This is a genomic window from Paenibacillus eucommiae, assembly GCF_017874215.1.
GTDB classification, from domain to species: Bacteria; Bacillota; Bacilli; order Paenibacillales; family NBRC-103111; genus Paenibacillus_AI; species Paenibacillus_AI eucommiae.
In genome coordinates, this window is sequence record NZ_JAGGLB010000027.1 from 44,956 (window position 1) to 62,596 (window position 17,641).

Annotated in this window: 15 protein-coding genes; 13 read left to right on the forward strand and 2 right to left on the reverse strand. The window is 46.3% G+C overall.

All coding sequences use genetic code 11. The features are described from left to right. Positions 1–30: 30 nt before the first annotated feature. The 5 genes from yycF to J2Z66_RS30180 all read left to right on the forward strand — a co-directional run bounded on the left by yycF (position 31) and on the right by J2Z66_RS30180 (position 5,607). The gene (yycF, locus tag J2Z66_RS30160; protein ID WP_209976473.1) at positions 31–747 is read left to right on the forward strand and encodes a response regulator YycF; all 717 of its coding nucleotides are present in this window, start codon (positions 31–33) and stop codon (positions 745–747) included. Continuing rightward, positions 747–2,585 carry a cell wall metabolism sensor histidine kinase WalK gene (walK, locus tag J2Z66_RS30165; protein WP_209976474.1) on the forward strand — a complete coding sequence of 613 codons (1,839 nt, stop codon included), beginning with the start codon at positions 747–749 and terminating at the stop codon, positions 2,583–2,585. Before yycF ends, walK begins: the two co-directional genes overlap by 1 nt. Continuing rightward, positions 2,582–3,871 (forward strand): YycH family regulatory protein, encoded by a 1,290-nt coding sequence (locus tag J2Z66_RS30170; RefSeq protein WP_209976475.1) that lies wholly within the window; start codon positions 2,582–2,584, stop codon positions 3,869–3,871. Before walK ends, J2Z66_RS30170 begins: the two co-directional genes overlap by 4 nt. 59 nt (positions 3,872–3,930) lie before the next feature. Beyond that, the gene (gene yycI / locus J2Z66_RS30175) at positions 3,931–4,713 is read left to right on the forward strand and encodes a two-component system regulatory protein YycI (RefSeq protein WP_209976476.1); all 783 of its coding nucleotides are present in this window, start codon (positions 3,931–3,933) and stop codon (positions 4,711–4,713) included. An 87-nt stretch (positions 4,714–4,800) separates the two neighbouring features. Then, positions 4,801–5,607, forward strand: a complete 807-nt coding sequence (locus tag J2Z66_RS30180) for an MBL fold metallo-hydrolase (RefSeq protein ID WP_209976477.1) — start codon at positions 4,801–4,803, stop codon at positions 5,605–5,607. A gap of 73 nt (positions 5,608–5,680) precedes the next feature. Here the strand turns inward: J2Z66_RS30180 and J2Z66_RS30185 are convergent, their stop codons facing one another. Further along, on the reverse strand, positions 5,681–5,881 hold the full coding sequence (locus tag J2Z66_RS30185; protein ID WP_209976478.1) for a hypothetical protein: 201 nt from the start codon (positions 5,879–5,881) through the stop codon (positions 5,681–5,683). Positions 5,882–6,023: 142 nt separating this feature from the next. Between J2Z66_RS30185 and J2Z66_RS30190 the strand changes: the two genes are divergently transcribed. From J2Z66_RS30190 to rlmH, 3 genes are all read left to right on the forward strand, one after another. Beyond that, positions 6,024–7,235 carry a S1C family serine protease gene (locus J2Z66_RS30190; protein WP_209976479.1) on the forward strand — a complete coding sequence of 404 codons (1,212 nt, stop codon included), beginning with the start codon at positions 6,024–6,026 and terminating at the stop codon, positions 7,233–7,235. A gap of 38 nt (positions 7,236–7,273) precedes the next feature. Then, entirely contained in the window at positions 7,274–7,441 is a 168-nt protein-coding gene (locus J2Z66_RS30195; RefSeq protein ID WP_209976480.1) for a CxxH/CxxC protein, read from the forward strand. A gap of 535 nt (positions 7,442–7,976) precedes the next feature. Further along, positions 7,977–8,456: a 23S rRNA (pseudouridine(1915)-N(3))-methyltransferase RlmH gene (rlmH, locus tag J2Z66_RS30200; protein ID WP_209976481.1), complete on the forward strand. Its 480-nt coding sequence runs from the start codon at positions 7,977–7,979 to the stop codon at positions 8,454–8,456. Positions 8,457–8,525: 69 nt separating this feature from the next. Here the strand turns inward: rlmH and J2Z66_RS30205 are convergent, their stop codons facing one another. Further along, on the reverse strand, positions 8,526–8,702 hold the full coding sequence (locus J2Z66_RS30205; protein ID WP_209976482.1) for a hypothetical protein: 177 nt from the start codon (positions 8,700–8,702) through the stop codon (positions 8,526–8,528). A 10-nt stretch (positions 8,703–8,712) separates the two neighbouring features. Here J2Z66_RS30205 and J2Z66_RS30210 point away from each other — a divergent pair, with 10 nt between their 5' ends. The 5 genes from J2Z66_RS30210 to J2Z66_RS30230 all read left to right on the forward strand — a co-directional run bounded on the left by J2Z66_RS30210 (position 8,713) and on the right by J2Z66_RS30230 (position 17,640). Beyond that, positions 8,713–10,038, forward strand: a complete 1,326-nt coding sequence (locus tag J2Z66_RS30210) for a recombinase family protein (protein WP_209976483.1) — start codon at positions 8,713–8,715, stop codon at positions 10,036–10,038. A 69-nt stretch (positions 10,039–10,107) separates the two neighbouring features. Beyond that, on the forward strand, positions 10,108–10,443 hold the full coding sequence (locus J2Z66_RS30215) for a hypothetical protein (RefSeq protein WP_209976484.1): 336 nt from the start codon (positions 10,108–10,110) through the stop codon (positions 10,441–10,443). Positions 10,444–11,150: 707 nt separating this feature from the next. Then, the gene (locus tag J2Z66_RS30220; protein ID WP_209976485.1) at positions 11,151–14,219 is read left to right on the forward strand and encodes an anti-phage-associated DUF499 domain-containing protein; all 3,069 of its coding nucleotides are present in this window, start codon (positions 11,151–11,153) and stop codon (positions 14,217–14,219) included. Continuing rightward, entirely contained in the window at positions 14,216–14,803 is a 588-nt protein-coding gene (locus J2Z66_RS30225) for an anti-phage-associated DUF3780 domain-containing protein (RefSeq protein ID WP_209976486.1), read from the forward strand. The genes J2Z66_RS30220 and J2Z66_RS30225 overlap by 4 nt, the downstream gene beginning before the upstream one ends. After that, positions 14,803–17,640 carry an anti-phage-associated DUF1156 domain-containing protein gene (locus J2Z66_RS30230; RefSeq protein ID WP_209976487.1) on the forward strand — a complete coding sequence of 946 codons (2,838 nt, stop codon included), beginning with the start codon at positions 14,803–14,805 and terminating at the stop codon, positions 17,638–17,640. Before J2Z66_RS30225 ends, J2Z66_RS30230 begins: the two co-directional genes overlap by 1 nt. Position 17,641: the final 1 nt, after the last annotated feature.

Sequence of the window (17,641 nt, forward strand, 5' to 3'; positions counted from 1 at the left end):
GCATTGGATATCAACTAGGTGGTGGTAGGTTTGTTTGGAAAAATTCTGGTCGTGGACGACGAACAACCCATTGCAGATATACTTAAATTTAATTTGGAAAAAGAAGGCTACTACGTCATTTGTGCTTATGATGGCGGTAAAGCAGTGGAGCTTGCTTTCTCCGAACAGCCGGATCTCATTTTGTTGGATCTTATGCTTCCCGTTAAGGATGGCATGGATGTGTGCCGCGAGGTTCGCTCCAAGCTGAATACTCCGATTATTATGCTGACGGCGAAGGATACGGAGCTGGATAAGGTATTGGGGCTGGAAATGGGCGCTGATGATTATGTGACCAAGCCTTTTGGCACCCGTGAGCTGTTAGCCCGCGTTAAGGCGCATTTGCGAAGGCAGACGAAGGCACAGACCCCGCAGGAGAACGACGAACAGCGTCAAGGTCTGCGTATTCATGGGCTTTTTATCGATACGGATATGTATATGGTGTACCGGGATGGTGAGCCGCTGGATCTTACGCATCGCGAGTTTGAGCTGATTCAGTATTTAGCCAAGCATTCCGGCAAGGTTATGACCCGGGAGCATCTGCTTCAGGCGGTATGGGGCTTTGAGTACTTCGGTGATGTGCGGACCGTGGACGTGACGATTAGACGGCTGCGTGAGAAGCTGGAGGCGGACCCAAGCCGTCCGGAATATATTATGACTCGGCGGGGACTTGGTTATATGATGCGGAGTCCGAAAGCCGGAGGATTCTAATGAAAGCCGTTCGCTTTTTTCAATCGATTCAGGCGAAACTAGTTATTATCTATGTATTGCTCATCCTCATTGCCATGCAGTTGATTGGCGTTTATTTCTATCGGACATTGGAAAATTATTTCAAGACAGACTTTCTGGATTCCCGGGATAAGCAGGTGACGCTGCTGTCTGACTTGATCTTCGAGCCGTACTTTCTGGGAAATCAACAAGAGAGCAAGACTGAGGATGGCAAAAGAACGTATACGGATTGGAGCGATGTCAATAATTTATTTGCGATCAGTAATGCCGAGATCCAAATTATTGATGCAAATGGTATTGTCATCAGTACTTCCGTGCCGAGTCATCAGGAAATTGTCGGGCACAAGAACCCTCAGACTGAAGTATCACGTGCACTTCAAGGTATTAAGAATCAGCGTATTTTCAAGGATACGGATGGCTATCGTAAGCTGATTATCGCCAAGCCGGTAGGCAATGGTGTCAGGGTGCTGGGTGCTGTATATTTCATTGCAAGTATGGAGGAAATGTATAATACGCTGGGCAGTATTTTTCGAATTTTGCTGACGGGAACGATTATTGCGCTTGGTCTTACGGCAGTGCTCGGTGTTATGCTTTCAAATACGATAACAAGACCAATTAAGGAAATTACGAAGCTGGCGACAGCGGTTGCTGACGGGGACTTTGACCAACAGGTGATGGTCCGGGGGAAGGACGAGATTGGCCAGCTAGGGCATACGTTCAACTTCATGATGAATCGCTTGAAGGAGGCTTTATCGCTCAATGAAGAGGAGAAGGACAAGCTTGCTTCGATTCTGACGAATATGAACGATGGTGTTATAGCTGCGGATGAGTTCGGGAGGGTTATCGTACTGAACCGCAGGGCCAAGCAAATTCTTCAAGTAGAGGAAGAAACAACCATTGGCAAGGAAATAGCTGCGGTTCTGGGCATGCCAGGCGAAGCGATCCAAGAATATGTCAGCAGTGTCAATAATATGACGGTGCTCGAAATTCATCTTCCGGATGATGAAGAACAACTGGTTGTCAGGGTAACTTTCACTCCGATTCATCGAAGAGGTGAAGGGGTGAGTGGTACGATAGCGGTGCTTCAGGATGTCACGGAGCAAGAGAAGCTGGAGCAAGCACGTCGTGAGTTCGTAGCCAACGTGTCACATGAGCTGAGGACACCACTGACGACGATCAAGAGCTATCTGGAAGCTTTGGACGATGGAGCTATGGATGACCATCAGCTGGCCACCAGGTTTCTAGGAGTAACCCGCAGTGAAACGGAGCGGATGATCAGGCTTGTTACCGATTTATTGCATTTATCCAGGCTGGATTCGAAGCAGGCGATAATTGCTAAGGAATCGACTGTCGTTTCCGAGATGCTGGAGGAGGTTGCCGACCGGTTTTCGTTTCAGCTGCAGCAGCGGCGGATTCGGATTGTGATCCGGATCGAGCAGGGCATAAGCCGGATTATGCTGGATCGCGATAAAATTGACCAGGTACTCGATAATCTTGTATCCAATGCGATTAAATATACGGCAGACGAGGGAACGATTCATATATTGGCGCGTCCTGTGGACAAGGATTTATTGCAAATTTCTGTGCAAGATACGGGAATTGGGATTCCCAAAAAGGATCTGGAGCGTATTTTCGAACGCTTCTATCGGGTGGATAAGGCCCGCTCACGCAATATGGGCGGTACAGGACTTGGACTTTCTATTGCCCGGGAAATTATAAAAGCTCACGGGGGAGCTATATCCCTTGAATCTGAGTTCGGACAGGGAACGAAAGTGGTGTTCACCCTGCCTGTTCAAGCAGAGGAAAGTGAAGCGATATGATGGATAAGCTGAAGACGCTAGTACTTGTGCTGCTTATTCTGGGCAGCTTGTATCAAAGCTATCTGCTCGCTTACAGCTCTCCCAAGCCAGAGTCTGTTCAGCAGAATGATTATGTTCAAACTGAGCTGCTTGGAGCACCAGCAGAGCTGGCAGGCTTACTTTTTCCCGATCAGATTATCGTTCATATGGGTGAGGATCAGCATTCTGTGTTGTATCCTGGCAGCTATGGCTTTGAATCTCTGCTTGACAATATTACAAAGCGGAGCATTGAAGGCTTTGCCAAAACATCTATATTTTTAAGCACAATCAACTGGGATGAAATAAGGACGAAGGAGCAGGGAGTGGAGATCCGTTTTCGAGATGGACTTCCGATTACTGTGCTGCAGAAGCTTCTGCAAATTAAAGGTGATCTGCCTTTAGATAATGATATTATTACCAGGATATGGATTTTTACGAATGGTGAAATAGAGGATGTGCGAACTTTTCTGTTCACTGACTCGCCAAGTGTGAGCTATGAGATTACGAAGGCTGACTTTACGAGCAAGGATTTGGAAAAATTTGTATCGAATTATGGCAATCCTTTGGATTTGTACAAAACGAGTAATGGTGAATATTATTTGCCTGTTAAACCGCTTGCTGTTACAGGGTATTCGTTTAAATATAATCAGTTTACAGCCGAACAGCTGAAGCGCAGCCTGTTTGTCGACCCGGGGATCACCCGGAACCTGAAGGAGAGAAATGGCTCGGAAATTTACACGGATGCCAAACGCGGACTGCAAATTAATAATGAGCAGCGCTGGTTCAATTACTCGGATCCTGTAGCACCCGTAGACAGCAAGAATGATGTCAGCGAAAATTTGCTGGCCGGTGTGCAGTTTGTAAATCAGCATGGGGGCTGGGATGGCAATTATGCCGTTGTACGCACGCCTCAGCGCCAGGCCTTTTCTAACCAGACTTTTATATTCAGGCAGTATTATGATGCTTTCCCGATTGTTAATTCGCGGACGGATGAGGGCTTCGGCATTATTAAGCTTTTGATCCAGAAAGGTATTGTATCCGGTTATGAACGCTCGATGGTGCTGCCAGATGAGAAGACTGCAGTGCGTACGCCGCTGGAGCTTCCGGGAGCTGAAGCTTTGGAGGCGCGATTGAAAAACTATCAACGTTCATCAAGCATCGTCTCGATATATCCTGCTTATACACCGATTATTAAGGAAGATAGCGTGGTGCTGTCTCCTGTATGGGCTTTGGAGTTTCGCGATGGCACGTTGGATTTTATCCAGTAATTTTAAGCAATAAGCAATAAGCAATAAGCGATAAGTAGTAAGTAAGAGGGAGGGACGCTATGGACTGGGGCCGGGCAAAAATGATTCTGATTCTTTCTTTTCTGTTTCTGAATATGATTCTCGGTTTCCAGCTATGGAATGGGATGTCGGAGCAAACGCAGCTCGCGGCAGATACGTCCGGTTTGGTAGAAGAGCTGAATAGGGTCATGAATGCCAAAAATATTCGCCTTACGAAGGAGCTTCCCAATGAAGTCCCTAAATTAAAGGAAATAACGGTTAAAGTGAATGAGAGCATCGGATTGAATGAAAAGATTGCGCTCAGCACCCCAACCACGATAACGAGGATTCTCGCCAAGGGAGCCGGCAAGGATGACCCGGCAAGGAAGGAAATCCAGAAGCTGGATTTGTATCAGTTCGATGCTGTAGCCAGTAAGGATGGCATGTTTGTTTTCAATCAGACCTATGATTCCCTGCCCATGTTCGAGGTGAAGACGGAGCTCTATGAAACTGAAGGGCAAATTGTCAGCTACCGGCAAGCTTATGTGGAAGTAGAGTCCGATGATACACAGAAGGAGCAGACAATTATTCCTGCACAGCTGGCTGTCCGCAGTCTGGTGGAGAATTATTTGCTGGAAGGCTCTGTCATTATTGATGTAAGACTTGGCTATCATGGTCAGCTGTACAATTCACAGACGCAGTATATGGCTCCTCATTGGCGTGTGGCTTTAGGGAGTGGAGATATTTATTATGTGCAAGCATTCAATGGGGCTGTGGTGATACCGCAGACAGGCATCGATGATGCTCAGGATATTCTTGGTGGAGCCAAGAGCACTCCGAAGTAGTGACAGGAAAGAAAAGTAAGTGTAAAAATAGCTGGAAAAGTAGAAAAGCAAGCCGAAAAAAGTTAGTGTAGCAGAGGAGCAAGTGCAATGGCAGTAAGGTTTACCGTATTATCAAGCGGATCTACAGGGAACGCGATGGTCGTTCAGAGCGGCGAGGTCAATCTGCTGGTGGATGTCGGCTTTAGCGCCAAGAAGATGGAGCAGCTCATGAAGGAAAGAGAGCTTGCAGCCAGTGAAATTGATGCTATTCTGGTGACTCATGAGCATTCAGATCATATTAAAGGCTTGGGCGCATTCGCCCGCAAGTATGATTTGCCAATCTATGCTAATGAGAAAACCTGGGAAGAGCTGAACCGGCAGATCGGCGTCATTGCAGAAGAAAACAAGCATGTGATGGAAACGGGGGCAGTCCGTGATTTTGGCACCCTGCAGGTAGAATCTTTTGGAATTTCCCATGATGCGGCCGAGCCTGTGGGATTCTGTTTCCACGAGGGCGAGCATAAGCTTAGTCTGGCAACGGATTTGGGCTACATGAGCTCGAAGGTGAAGGAGAAGATTGTGGATTCTGACGCTCTGGTGCTGGAGACGAACCATGATGTGGAAATGCTCCGTGTCGGCCATTATCCATGGAATATCAAGCGGCGAATTCTTGGCGATAAGGGCCATTTGTCGAATGAGGCTGCCGGAGAAGCGCTTAGTGAAGTGATGACCGGCAAAACCAAATCCGTGTATATGGCCCATCTTAGCCGCGATCATAATATGATAGATTTAGCCAGAATGACGGTGAATAACCTTTTGGAAAGTAAAGGGGTTGCCCTGGACTCGAAAAATCTGGAGCTGAAGGATACATATTTCGACCGGCCAACAAAGTGGGAAACTTTGGGTGAGGAATAGGGACTGATAGCTACTAAAGATGCAAATAGTAGATAAAAATAGTAGATAAAAATAGCAGATGGAAATAGTTGTGCTAAGGGCTTATTAAGCTGTTGTCCATATGGTTCAACTCTTGGGCTTTATCCGTTAACTCCTCGAGGGTGATAATGCCTTTGTGGGTGAGAAGCTCAATAAGTGCGGAGAGCAGTAGAGATTGATGGTAATGACTGTCCTTAAGATCGGCAAGCTTGCCAATCATATTGATTTCGTCCAAATGGGGATGGATGCGATTCATGGTACATTCTCCTTCTCTAGAACTCTAGTTTTGAAATGAAAGATTACTTACTACTAGTTTAGGCAAAAGGAACGGAAAACATTCCTATTTTGATAAGAAAAATCAGCCATGCATAATTAGCAAAGCAAAGGGGGGACCGGGGATGAGTTTTTTCGAAGACGATTTTTATTCAACAAAGCCTTCTAAAGAGCGTCAACAGCGTCAATGGAAACAAAAAGATAAAAGGACGGCCCGCTTAAGTGCCGCGGATCAAAAGCTATTGGTCATGCTCACAGCGGGAATCGGCGGTGTAATCGGATTAGTCTTGTTAATCTGGCTGGTTGGACTTATTAATGTTCATCCCTCCAATGAGGCTCAAGCAGTGACAGCTGTTGTCCCGGTTTCCCTCGAATCAACTTTGCTAACGGATAATCCGTTCGTTGGTGTTGCAGATAAGATCAAGCCTGCTGTTGTAAGTGTGATCACTACGGCGAAGGGTGAGGGAGAGAGTGGGAGCAGCGCAGGCTCTGGCGTTATTTTTCAGAAAAATGGAAGCCGGATTTTGGTGCTGACGAACAACCATGTGGTTGACGGGGGAACAGATTTTGAGATTATTACGGGTCAGGGTGAGCATCGGAAGGCTTCGCTGATAGGGAAAGATCTGATTACGGATCTGGCTGTATTGGAAGCTGATGGCGACGGTATGAAGGCGGTTGCTGAGTTTGGAGATTCAGATTCCTTAAGAGCGGGTGAATTTGCCATTGCTGTGGGGATTCCTCTAGGGCTTGGCTATACGCCAACGGTTACATTAGGGATGATCTCGCTGCCGAGCCGAACGATTCCGGTTTCCTTAGGCCGCGAAGGCGACTATGATTGGGAAATGGATGTTATTCAGACGGATGCCGCTATTAATCAAGGCAACAGCGGCGGACCGCTGGTTAATATTGAAGGCAAGGTCGTCGGAATCAACAGCATGAAAATTTCTGATACCGGCGTTGAAGGACTAGGCTTCGCCATTCCGATCAATTCGGTTAAGCCTATTATCGAGAGCTTGATCACGAACCATAAGGTGAAACGCCCGTTGCTGGGTGTGTCTACGCTGGAGCTGCAATCTTTTAAAGGGACGGATGTATTAAAGCTGCCAGAGGATGTGAAGACTGGAGTTATCGTATTCGATGTCTCAGGACCAGCCAAGGAAGCGGGTATTAAGGCGGAGGACGTGATCGTCAAGCTGGATGACCAGGACATTCCTACTACAATTGCCTTGCGTAAGTACCTATACAATGAGAAAAAGATTGGCGATAAGATAAAGGTCGTTTTTTACCGCGGCAGCAAGAAGATGGATGCTGTGGTGACTCTGGTTGAGGCACAATAATAAAGAAGCAGATTTTTCAGACTAGTGAGGTAGCTTATATGTATGTAGTATGCAAAGAGCATCTAGAGATCGGCATTGATCAATTCGTGGACGAATATGAGGAAGCCCCAGACATTATCGACCTGGAGGAAGCTCATTTCGCGAAGTGGGATCCTCCCAGGACCTGTGAGCATTGTGATGCGGAGCCTCGGTTTTTGGTGGTTTGAGGATTAGGATAAGACATGAGAGCGTTGGGATTTGAGGGTTTAGGATTGAGGATTAAGGATAAAGGATAAAGGACTAAGGATTGAGAATTAAGGATTAAAGATTAAGGATTAAGGATTAAAAAATAAGAAATAAGAAATAAGAAATAAGGATTAAGGATTAAGGATGGGAGATGGGGGCTGTTTTGGGCTTCCATTTTTGTTTTTTTGTGGGTGAGAGATGAAAGATGTAGGGCAAAAGATGGAAGAAAAAGATGAAAGATAAGAGATAAGAGATAAGAGATAAGAGATAAGAGATGGAAGAAAAAAGATGAAAGATGAAAGAAAAAGACGGAAGAAAATAATAAAGAAAAAGATGTAAGAAAAAATAAAAGAAAGAGACGGAAGAAAAAAGATAGGAGAAAAAAGAAAAAGATGGAAGAAGAAAGATAAGAGATAAGAGATAAGAGATAAGAGATAAGAGATAGAAGAAAAAAGATGAATGAAAAAGAAAAGAAGAAAATGAAGTAGTTACTTTTGAGCAAAGGATGTAAGTAGGATGCATATTCAGGTTTTGGCTGTTGGGAAGTTAAAAGAAAGCTATCTGGTGCAAGGGATTGCTGAGTATGTAAAGCGCCTTGGGCCGTATGCCAAGGTGCAGTTGATAGAGGTGCCGGATGAGAAGGCACCAGAGAACATGAGCCCTGCTGAGGAACAGCAGGTCAAGGGTAAGGAGGGCGAGCGTGTGCTCGCGCAGCTGCGGAGCGATGCCTTCGTCGTGGCGTTAGCCATCGACGGGAAGGCGCTCAGCAGCGAGCAGCTTGCGCAGCAGCTCGACCAGCTCGCCACCTATGGGCGGAGCCAGGTGGCGTTCGTGATCGGCGGCTCCCTCGGCCTATCGGACGAGGTGCTCCGCCGCGCGGACATGCGGCTGTCCTTTGGCCGCATGACGCTGCCGCATCAGCTGATGCGGCTGGTGCTGGTGGAGCAGATTTATCGGGCTTTTAAGATAAATCGGGGGGAACCGTATCATAAATGACGCAAATTTTTTGGTAGAAACTAGGGGAGAATCCTTGAGAGATAAGGGTTGTCCCCATTTTGCGTAGCACTACTCCTCTACTCGAGTAGCAATACCCTTTTCCACAATGAACTCCATCCCTAGGTCGAGAATGATCTCAATCTGCTCTTTGTTCAAAATCACGTCAGGCTGTCGCTTGATGTAGGCCACCTGCTCATCCGGATCGATACTGACTCGCCTAGTTTTCGTCTGCCTCAGTCGACGCACAATTGACCTTTTGAAGATTGTAGAGGAACTGGGTCAGCTAAGAATTACGTTCCGTAGCTTCTCTGAAAACTTCGAGACGGAAACCGCCATGGGCAAGTTCGCCCTTCAGATGCTTGGAGCGGTTGGTGATTTGGAACGAAATACAATTGTTTACAATACCAGGATGATCATGAAGCAACGAGCTCGGTCCGGTCAGTGGAACGGCGGTAAAGTGCTCGGGTACCGCAGTAGTCAAGCGGTCCGCGGACAACGGCACCGAAGGGACTCCACCCAGGAGATTGTCCCTGAGGAGGCGGCCATCGTGCGAAAGATTTTCGAGCTCAACGCATCTGGTAAGGGGCTCAAGGGCATTGCCAATCAGATCAATCGCGAAGGGCATACGACCAAACGCGGAAATGCCTTCAGCACGGATTCCATCAAGCAGATCATCCTCAACCCTGTCTATGTGGGAAAGATTCGATATTTGCAACATGAGAATTGGAATGAACGACGGCGCAAAGGCAAGAATGCCTCGCCGATCCTCGTTAATGGCGGTCACGTGCCCATCATCTCTGAAGAGTTGTGGGGGAAGGTCCAGCTCTTACAGAAATCCAAAGCCGTTATAACGTCGAGAACCTTCGACGGAAAATATACCCTGACAGGCCTCATGCGTTGTCCTCAGTGCGGCGCGGCGATGGTTGCAAGCCGGACCGTCAACAAACTGAAGGATGGCTCCAGGATCGTCCGCAGCTATTACTCCTGCGGCAACTTCAAGTGCAAGGGCAGCTCTGTCTGCTCCGCCAATAGCGTGAAAGCTGACTATGCCGAATCGTTCGTTTACCAGCGCATCAAGGAGGTGATCTACAATGAGTGCATCCTCGCGGATGTCATTACTGCCATGAACAAGCACCACAAAGGCAATACGACCCCGCTACAGGAGGAACTGAAAAGTATCCATCAGAAGGTGGAGTCCATTGAGAGCAAGCGGCAAAAGTATTTTGGCCTGTTTGAGGACGAGCTGGTGGACCGCGAAACCCTTGCCAACCGGTTGGAAGAGCTGAAGGCGGAGAAGGAGCGACTTATCGCCAGAAAGTCCGAGATTGAGTGGGAGCTCAGCAACGATAGCAGTCAGTTGGTGGATTTCGAATACGTCCGGGCCATACTGGGTCAGCTTGACCAGCTTCTCTTCAAAGCCTCTACCGAGCAAATCAAGTCGTTGCTGCATCTGGTCATCAAGCAAATCAGCGTCAAAAACCGAAAGATCGAAGCGATCGAATTGAACTTCGATAAAGACATGCAGAAGCACTTCTTGGCTGCCCCTTCCGACGACGAGTCGGAGGGGCTTTTTCTGTTTTGAGGTTAAGGCCTCTGCTGTACAAATTAAGCTTGGTCATTTGACCACCTAACGACGAAGGGAGAAACCACAATGAAAACCGAGAATGAACTGATTCTTGAGAGGCTGAAAGAGGAATTCGAACGCAACGGATATAACCCCGGCCTGCAAATGCTCGATGATAATGTCTGGGTCATGACAGTCGCAGTAATCCCGTTTGAGGAAAAACTGAAGGTTGCAGAATTCCTCCCGTATTCGCTGGACGATGTAACGCTTCGGGAATCGTATTTAAGCCAAGGTAAGCCAACCCATATTGTAAGGGTAGTCTTCCGAACTAACGGCTCCTACAGCCTCTGCGAGTATGTGGATGGGACGGACCTGTATTTTTCGGTCGACCAGAAAAAGCAAGAAGCTAATTGTCTTGTTTGATCAGAGACCTGGGTCGAGGGGCCTCCAAGTTTGAGGGAGGGAGCGTTGAATCATCGCTTTCTTGGGTCAGAAGGATGGGAGAGCCGTTCATCATTTGAGTTGAAGATCCTTTTATATGATTTAGTACCGTAACAACGCAAGCAGGACTATCCTGACGATAGGGTAGTCCTGCACAATTTTTTAGTTATATGGTCAAGCTATAACCACAAGTCATCATTAAGATATAGAAAAGACAATAAGATATTATATATTAGAGCGATGTCTGATCGACTGACAATCATCCCGGAACATAGGGATCACAAAAACAGGACGATTTGGAGGGGCAATCTGTAGGTGAAATCCCCCTCTAAGTATAGCCATATCTCATGTAATAACCTAGATAATTAAGAGGACATTTTACATTGATGTCGAATCTAATATTTAAGATATCTAGTACTGCAGTCGCAGGGGTGCCAAAGTATGGCTACTTTATTGTGTGAGAACACTATATAACCATACGGCGCAACTGTTCAGATTGATGGGGCATTTGCGTTTTTTTTTGTTGGAGAATAAGTGTTTTGTGACAGCTAGGTGCCTTGGAATGATGGTATTCTATAAGAATCTATCGGAAGAGTGGGGGGTTATTCATTGAGAATCCCCCCCGTCCAATGAGTTATATACGTGGAGCCTTGCTTCAATTAGTTAGGGTAAAAGGAAGGAGCTTATAAATGAAAACAGTCAAATCAGCATGCGTACTACAACCAAAGGCTCTTGAAATAAATGTTGGTGATCAGATCGAGCAACTGGATCAGATCATTCATGACACCAATGGACAGGATTACTTTAAGAAAACGTTCATAACAGACGGAATGAAAGCCCTTCTATCCAAGGGAATGGCACGTCTTGCTGGAAGGTCAAACGATACCGTGTTCCACCTTAAACAAGCCATGGGCGGTGGTAAAACACACCTGATGGTTGGGTTTGGACTCTTAGCAAAAGATGCAACGCTTCGAGAGGCACAAATAGGATCCATGCCATATCAGTCCGATTTTGGTTCGGCCAAGATAGCCGCGTTTAATGGACGCAACAATCCTCATACTTATTTCTGGGGGGAAATTGCCCGTCAGTTAGGTAAAGAGGGGATTTTTAGGGAATATTGGGAATCCGGTGCAAAGGCTCCGGATGAGCAGTCATGGGTGAAACTGTTCGATGGCGAAGAACCCATTCTTATTCTCTTGGATGAGATGCCTCCCTATTTCCATTATTACAGCACGCAGGTTTTAGGTCATGGAACGATTGCCGACGTGGTTACCAGAGCATTTTCCAATATGCTAACAGCAGCCCAAAAAAAGAAAAACGTCTGTATTGTCGTGTCTGACCTGGAGGCTGCCTACGATACCGGCGGGAAGCTAATCCAACGAGCGCTTGATGATGCTACACAGGAGCTAGGGCGTGCGGAAGTTTCTATTACTCCGGTTAATCTGGAATCCAATGAAATCTATGAAATTCTTCGCAAACGTCTCTTTCTGTCGTTGCCGGATAAAAGCGAAATAGCAGAAACTGCTGCAGTCTATGCGTCGAGACTATCAGAAGCTGCAAAAGCGAAAACAGTTGAAAGAAGTGCGGAGGCACTGGCTAATGAGATAGAATCAACCTATCCGTTTCATCCAAGCTTCAAGAGTATTGTTGCCCTGTTTAAGGAAAACGAAAAGTTCAAACAAACGCGTGGATTGATGGAATTGGTTTCGCGTCTTATGAAATCCGTTTGGGAAAGCAGCGAAGATGTATATCTAATTGGCGCTCAGCATTTTGATCTCTCCATCCACGATGTTCGTGAAAAGCTGTCCGATATCTCAGAAATGCGGGATGTAATTTCAAGAGACCTTTGGGATTCCACGGACAGCGCCCATGCGCAGATCATTGATATCAACAGTGGGAGTCATTTCGCTAAACAAGTTGGAACTCTACTGCTAACGGCGAGCCTATCAACCGCAGTCAATTCAGTGAAGGGGCTCACTCAAAGTGAAATGCTTGAGTGCTTAATCGACCCCAATCACCCAGGAAGTGGGTTCCTAACTGCCTTTACTGAGCTTCAAAAGTCCGCTTGGTACTTACATCAGACTCAGGAAGGCCGTAACTATTTCAGTCATCAGGAGAATTTAACAAAAAAGCTGCAGGGCTATGCGGATAAAGCCCCGCAGAACAAGGTGGAGGAATTAATACGCCATCGTCTAGAAGAGATGTATAAACCGGAAACCAAAGAAGCTTATGAGAAAGTATTTTACTCGCCTGAAATGGACGAGGCACAAGCTGTTCTTAAAACAGGGCGGGCACTTATAATTATTAATCCTGATGGAAAGACCCCTCCAGGTGTTGTTGCTAATTTTTTTAGGGATTTGGTTAACAAAAATAATTTGTTGGTGTTGACTGGAGATAAGTCGTCTATTGCCAGTATTGATAAAGCGGCCCGCCATGTCTATGCAGTGACAAAAGCGGATAAGGAAATTCCCGATTCACACCCTCAGCGAAAAGAGCTCGATGAGAAGAAGGCCCAATATCAACAGGATTTCCAAACTACTGTTCTTTCAGTTTTCGACAAACTTCTCTTTCCAGGAAATAATCGAGGGGAAGATGTACTTCGACCCAAAGCACTTGATAGTACGTATCCATCCAATGAATCCTACAATGGTGAACGGCAGGTTGTAAAAACGCTGACTTCTGACCCCATCAAATTATTTACCCAGATCATCGAAAACTTTGATGCTCTTCGTGCTAGAGCCGAGTCTTTGCTTTTCGGTTCTCAGGATGAGGCGCGCAAGACTGACTTACTCGACAGAATGAAGCAGAAGACTCAAATGCCTTGGCTTCCATGTCGAGAATTTGATAAGTTAGCAAATGAAGCTTGCCAGCGCGGTGTATGGGAAGATTTGGGAAATGGTTACATTTCGAAAAAGCCGAAGCCAAAAACAACAGAGGTTATTATTAGTGAAGACTCGTCTCCGGATGATTCGGGCATGGTACGTTTGAAGATTGACGTGGTGAATGCAGGCAACAGTCCTCGAATCCATTATGTAGAGGACAGCGATGTTTCCGAAAGCAGCCCAGTACTAAGTGACAACTCACTGGCAACCAAAGCACTGCGAGTTCAATTTCTTGCCGTCGATCCCACTGGGAAGAACCTAACTGGTGCTCCTACAACATGGAAGAATCACCTGACACTGCGCAATCGATTTAACGAAGTTTCTCGAACAGTAGAGCTGTTTGTTTCACCGAAAGGTTTAATTAAGTACACCTTAGATGGGTCAGAAGCCCGAAACGGAACGGAATATACAGGTCCTATCCAATTGGGAAATGAAGAAACGACAGTTTATGTCTTTGCTGAGTGTGAAGGCCTCGAGGCAAAGCGCAACTTTACCTTCTACAAGTCCGGCTCCAAGGAAGTTCCGATTATGAAAGAGGCCCCTGCGACTTGGTATAGCCCATCACCAAAACGCTTGGATAGTTCCTCAAAAACGTATGAGGGACTGAAGATGGCTAAGGAGAAAAGTATTGAATTTGAGCAGGTGACGCTGATGGTGGGTTCTGCCCCTAAGGTGATCCATCTTTCCCTTGGTGAAATGAAGATCAGTGCAGGGTTTATTGAAAATGAGCTGGTACATCTTCAAACTCTCCTTAGCCCAGATGCACCTGTAATTATGACATTTAAAAAAGCCTATACGCCAACCGGTTACGATTTAGAGCATTTTGCCAAGCAGCTAGGTATTGAGATTGGCAATGGAGAGGTAGAACAAAAATGAGTAGCACTACTGATTTTGGGGCGTCAGCAGAATTTGGGATGCACCATTTCTATGTGGACATTCCCGCGACTCCTCGGGATGCTGTCTGTATTTATGAGGATTTTGGCTTCGATGGCGATGAGGCTCGTCGTGAAACGGTTGAATGCAGGCTCATTCTAGCTCGAGAACTCTGGAACAAAATTCGGGATGACGCCAGACGAGACTTTAATGCGCGCTTAAAAAACAAAAAACAAAGTACCGGCGGTTGGACAATCGGGAAAGTCAAGCTGGACCGCTTTCTGGGTAGAGAGTTATGCGTCCTGGGTTGGGCCGCGGAGCATGCCTCACCTGATGAATGCCTTGTCATAAGCCAAAAGTGGCTGGCATTGCGTCCCGAGGAACGCTGGTGGCTTTACAGCAAAACTGCATCGGAAGCAGGGCTTGCTAACCAATCTGGACGAGGATGGCGCAAAGCACTTTACTGCGCCTTGTCCGACGGCTCCAATATTAAGCTAGAACCCAAAAAGAAGCCAAAGACAAAAGAGAAACAAGAACAACAAGAGACATTGACTCTTTTTGATTTCTTAGAAAAAGGAGATATCTGATGGCACTAGCACCATTTGAATGGAAAGACAAACCAACACTAATTGAACATCTGTTTCCTGTGCAGAAAATATCCGCTGAAACATTTAAAGAAAGAATGGCAAGCCACGGACAGTTACTAGTCTCTCTAGGTGCTTATTGGAAGGGGCGAAAGCCACTTGTTCTTAACAAAGCCTGTATCCTTGGTTCATTACTTCCAGCCACAGGAAACCCCATTAAAGACCTTGAAATTTTTGAACTGCTAATGGGTATCGACGCAGAGTCAATGAAAAAGCGAATTAAAGCAAATCTGCCAGCTTCAAAGCAAGATACTACTGAAGAATTACTGGCATTGCCTTATGCTGAACAGGTACGAACTGCCAAAAGACCGGAAGAGATAGGGGCTTCCCTTTATAACCACGTTTGGCCAACAGTAAACAATTACCTTGGCACCTCAGTAAACTCTTTTCCTGAGCTTATTGAACAAATGGGGATAGCTCGCTTTGGTAGACGTCCTAAGGTGGCTGATGTCTTTTCTGGGTCCGGACAAATACCTTTTGAAGCAGCACGTTTAGGGTGTGATGTTTATGCTTCAGACCTTAACCCTATTGCCTGCATGCTCACGTGGGGTGGGTTTAATATTGTTGGAGCTTCCAAGGAAAAAAGGGCTGAGATGGATAAATCTCAGAGAAAACTCGCACAGCAGGTACAAAAAGAAATTGATGCCCTAGAAATTGAAACAGATGGCTACGGCTGGCGAGCCAAGGTTTTTCTATACTGTCTAGAAATTACCTGCCCGGAATCAGGTTGGAAAGTACCATTAATGACTAGCTTTATCGTCAGTAATAGCTATAAGGTCGTTGCTGAGCTTGTACCAGTTCCCGAAGAAAAGCGTTACGACATCAATATTCGCTATGTCAATTCTAATGAAGAAGTTGAAGCCGCCCAAAAAGGAACAGTCCAAGACGGAAATCTTGTGCATTCACCGGATGGAATAACTCAATACCGAGTGGGTATCAAGACTATCCGAGGAGACTACAAAGAGGGTAAGGAAAATAAGAATCGGCTACGTATGTGGGAAAAAAGTGATTTTACACCACGCCCGGATGATATTTTTCAAGAACGCCTTTATTGCATCCAATGGATGAAGAAGAAGCCATCCGGATCAAATTTTGACTATGAATTTCGCTCCGTTTCTGTGGATGATATGGTAAGGGAACAAAGAGTAATCGATTATGTCCGGGAGCATCTTGAGAAGTGGCAAGAAAAGGGCTACATCCCTGATATGGTTATCGAGAAGGGGGATGAAACGGAACGACTCTACCGCGAACGTGGTTGGACCCATTGGCATCATTTGTTTAATCCGAGACAATTATTGTTTCTCCAATTGGTAAACAAATACTCTATAGCTGAGGAAAAATTTAATTTCTTTCAGTGTATGAACCACTTATCGAGACTTACTAGATGGAGGCCGCAAGCGGGAGGCGGTGGTGGTTCTGCCGCGACGTTTGACAATCAAGCTCTTAATACGTTGTACAACTACCCCGTAAGGACAACGGCCTCTATCGAAGGCATCTTTACGAGCGTTCATAGCAACTATGAAATAGATTCTAAAGTTTCTACAACCGTCAACTCCCACCCTGCACAAGAAATTAATGTTGACAACGATATTTATATAACAGATCCTCCATACGGTGATGCGGTCAAATATGAAGAGATTACCGAGTTTTTTATTGCTTGGCTGCAAAAAAAACCTCCTAAGGAATTTGCACACTGGACCTGGGACAGTCGTCGTTCATTAGCTGTTAAAGGTGAGGATGAGGGCTTCCGTCGAGGCATGGTGGCGGCCTACCGTAAGATGACCCAAAAGATGCCTGATAACGGCATTCAAGTCTTGATGTTTACCCACCAAAGCGGGGCCATCTGGGCTGATATGGCGAACATTATCTGGGCCAGTGGTTTGCAGGTAACAGCAGCTTGGTATGTCGTCACGGAAACGGATTCTGCCTTGCGTCAGGGGGCTAATGTCAAAGGGACTATTATTCTCATTCTTCGAAAGCGCCATCAAGAGTTGGAAACCTTCCGTGATGATTTAGGTTGGGAAATTGAGGAAGCGGTGAAAGGACAGGTAGAGTCATTAATAGGACTGGATAAAGAGGTGCGGGCACAGGGCTCCGAAGGGCTTTATACGGATGCTGACCTACAGATGGCCGGGTACGCCGCTGCTTTGAAAGTCTTGACAGCCTACTCCCGCATTGATGGTAAGGACATGGTGATCGAGGCTGAAGCACCTCGCCAAAAAGGTAAGAAGACCTTTGTGGATGAACTGATCGGTTTTGCTGTCCAGACTGCCGTCCAATTTCTTGTCCCGGTGGGTTTTGAAAAAGGGGAATGGCAGAAACTACAGGCTGTGGAGCGTTTCTATCTTAAGATGGCGGAGATGGAGCATCAAGGTGCCAATACGCTGGACAATTACCAGAACTTTGCTAAAGCGTTCAAAGTCCATCACTTTGACCAGTTGATGAGCGATAGTTCCAAAGCTAATTTTGCACGATTGAAGCTATCGACCGAGTTCAAAAGTGCGATGATGTCCGGAGATGCTGAAATTGCGGGGACACCGCTACGGGCTTTACTTTACGCTCTCTATGAACTCTTCAAAGAGGTGGAAGTGGAAGATGTGCTGTTGCACCTGATGGACAACTGTCCAAATTATCTGCCCAACAAGACCTTGCTTTCTAAAATGGCAGATTATCTGGCGGAGAAACGTGAAGGTCTGAAAGGCACAAAAACCCTCAAACCTGATGTTGAGGCGAGCTGTGCACGCATACTCTCTGAGGCAATAAGAAACCAGAGGTTATAAG

Bases quoted from the DNA above. Each gene is read 5' to 3' on its own strand.
- J2Z66_RS30195 (WP_209976480.1), top strand. From the start codon at position 7,274: ATGTATGTAGTATGCAAAGAGCATCTAGAGATCGGCATTGATCAATTC.
- J2Z66_RS30185 (WP_209976478.1), bottom strand. From the start codon at position 5,881: ATGAATCGCATCCATCCCCATTTGGACGAAATCAATATGATTGGCAAG.
- walK (WP_209976474.1), top strand. From the start codon at position 747: ATGAAAGCCGTTCGCTTTTTTCAATCGATTCAGGCGAAACTAGTTATT.
- J2Z66_RS30215 (WP_209976484.1), top strand. From the start codon at position 10,108: ATGAAAACCGAGAATGAACTGATTCTTGAGAGGCTGAAAGAGGAATTC.
- J2Z66_RS30180 (WP_209976477.1), top strand. From the start codon at position 4,801: ATGGCAGTAAGGTTTACCGTATTATCAAGCGGATCTACAGGGAACGCG.
- rlmH (WP_209976481.1), top strand. From the start codon at position 7,977: ATGCATATTCAGGTTTTGGCTGTTGGGAAGTTAAAAGAAAGCTATCTG.
- J2Z66_RS30220 (WP_209976485.1), top strand. From the start codon at position 11,151: ATGAAAACAGTCAAATCAGCATGCGTACTACAACCAAAGGCTCTTGAA.
- J2Z66_RS30170 (WP_209976475.1), top strand. From the start codon at position 2,582: ATGATGGATAAGCTGAAGACGCTAGTACTTGTGCTGCTTATTCTGGGC.
- yycI (WP_209976476.1), top strand. From the start codon at position 3,931: ATGGACTGGGGCCGGGCAAAAATGATTCTGATTCTTTCTTTTCTGTTT.
- J2Z66_RS30225 (WP_209976486.1), top strand. From the start codon at position 14,216: ATGAGTAGCACTACTGATTTTGGGGCGTCAGCAGAATTTGGGATGCAC.
- J2Z66_RS30190 (WP_209976479.1), top strand. From the start codon at position 6,024: ATGAGTTTTTTCGAAGACGATTTTTATTCAACAAAGCCTTCTAAAGAG.
- J2Z66_RS30230 (WP_209976487.1), top strand. From the start codon at position 14,803: ATGGCACTAGCACCATTTGAATGGAAAGACAAACCAACACTAATTGAA.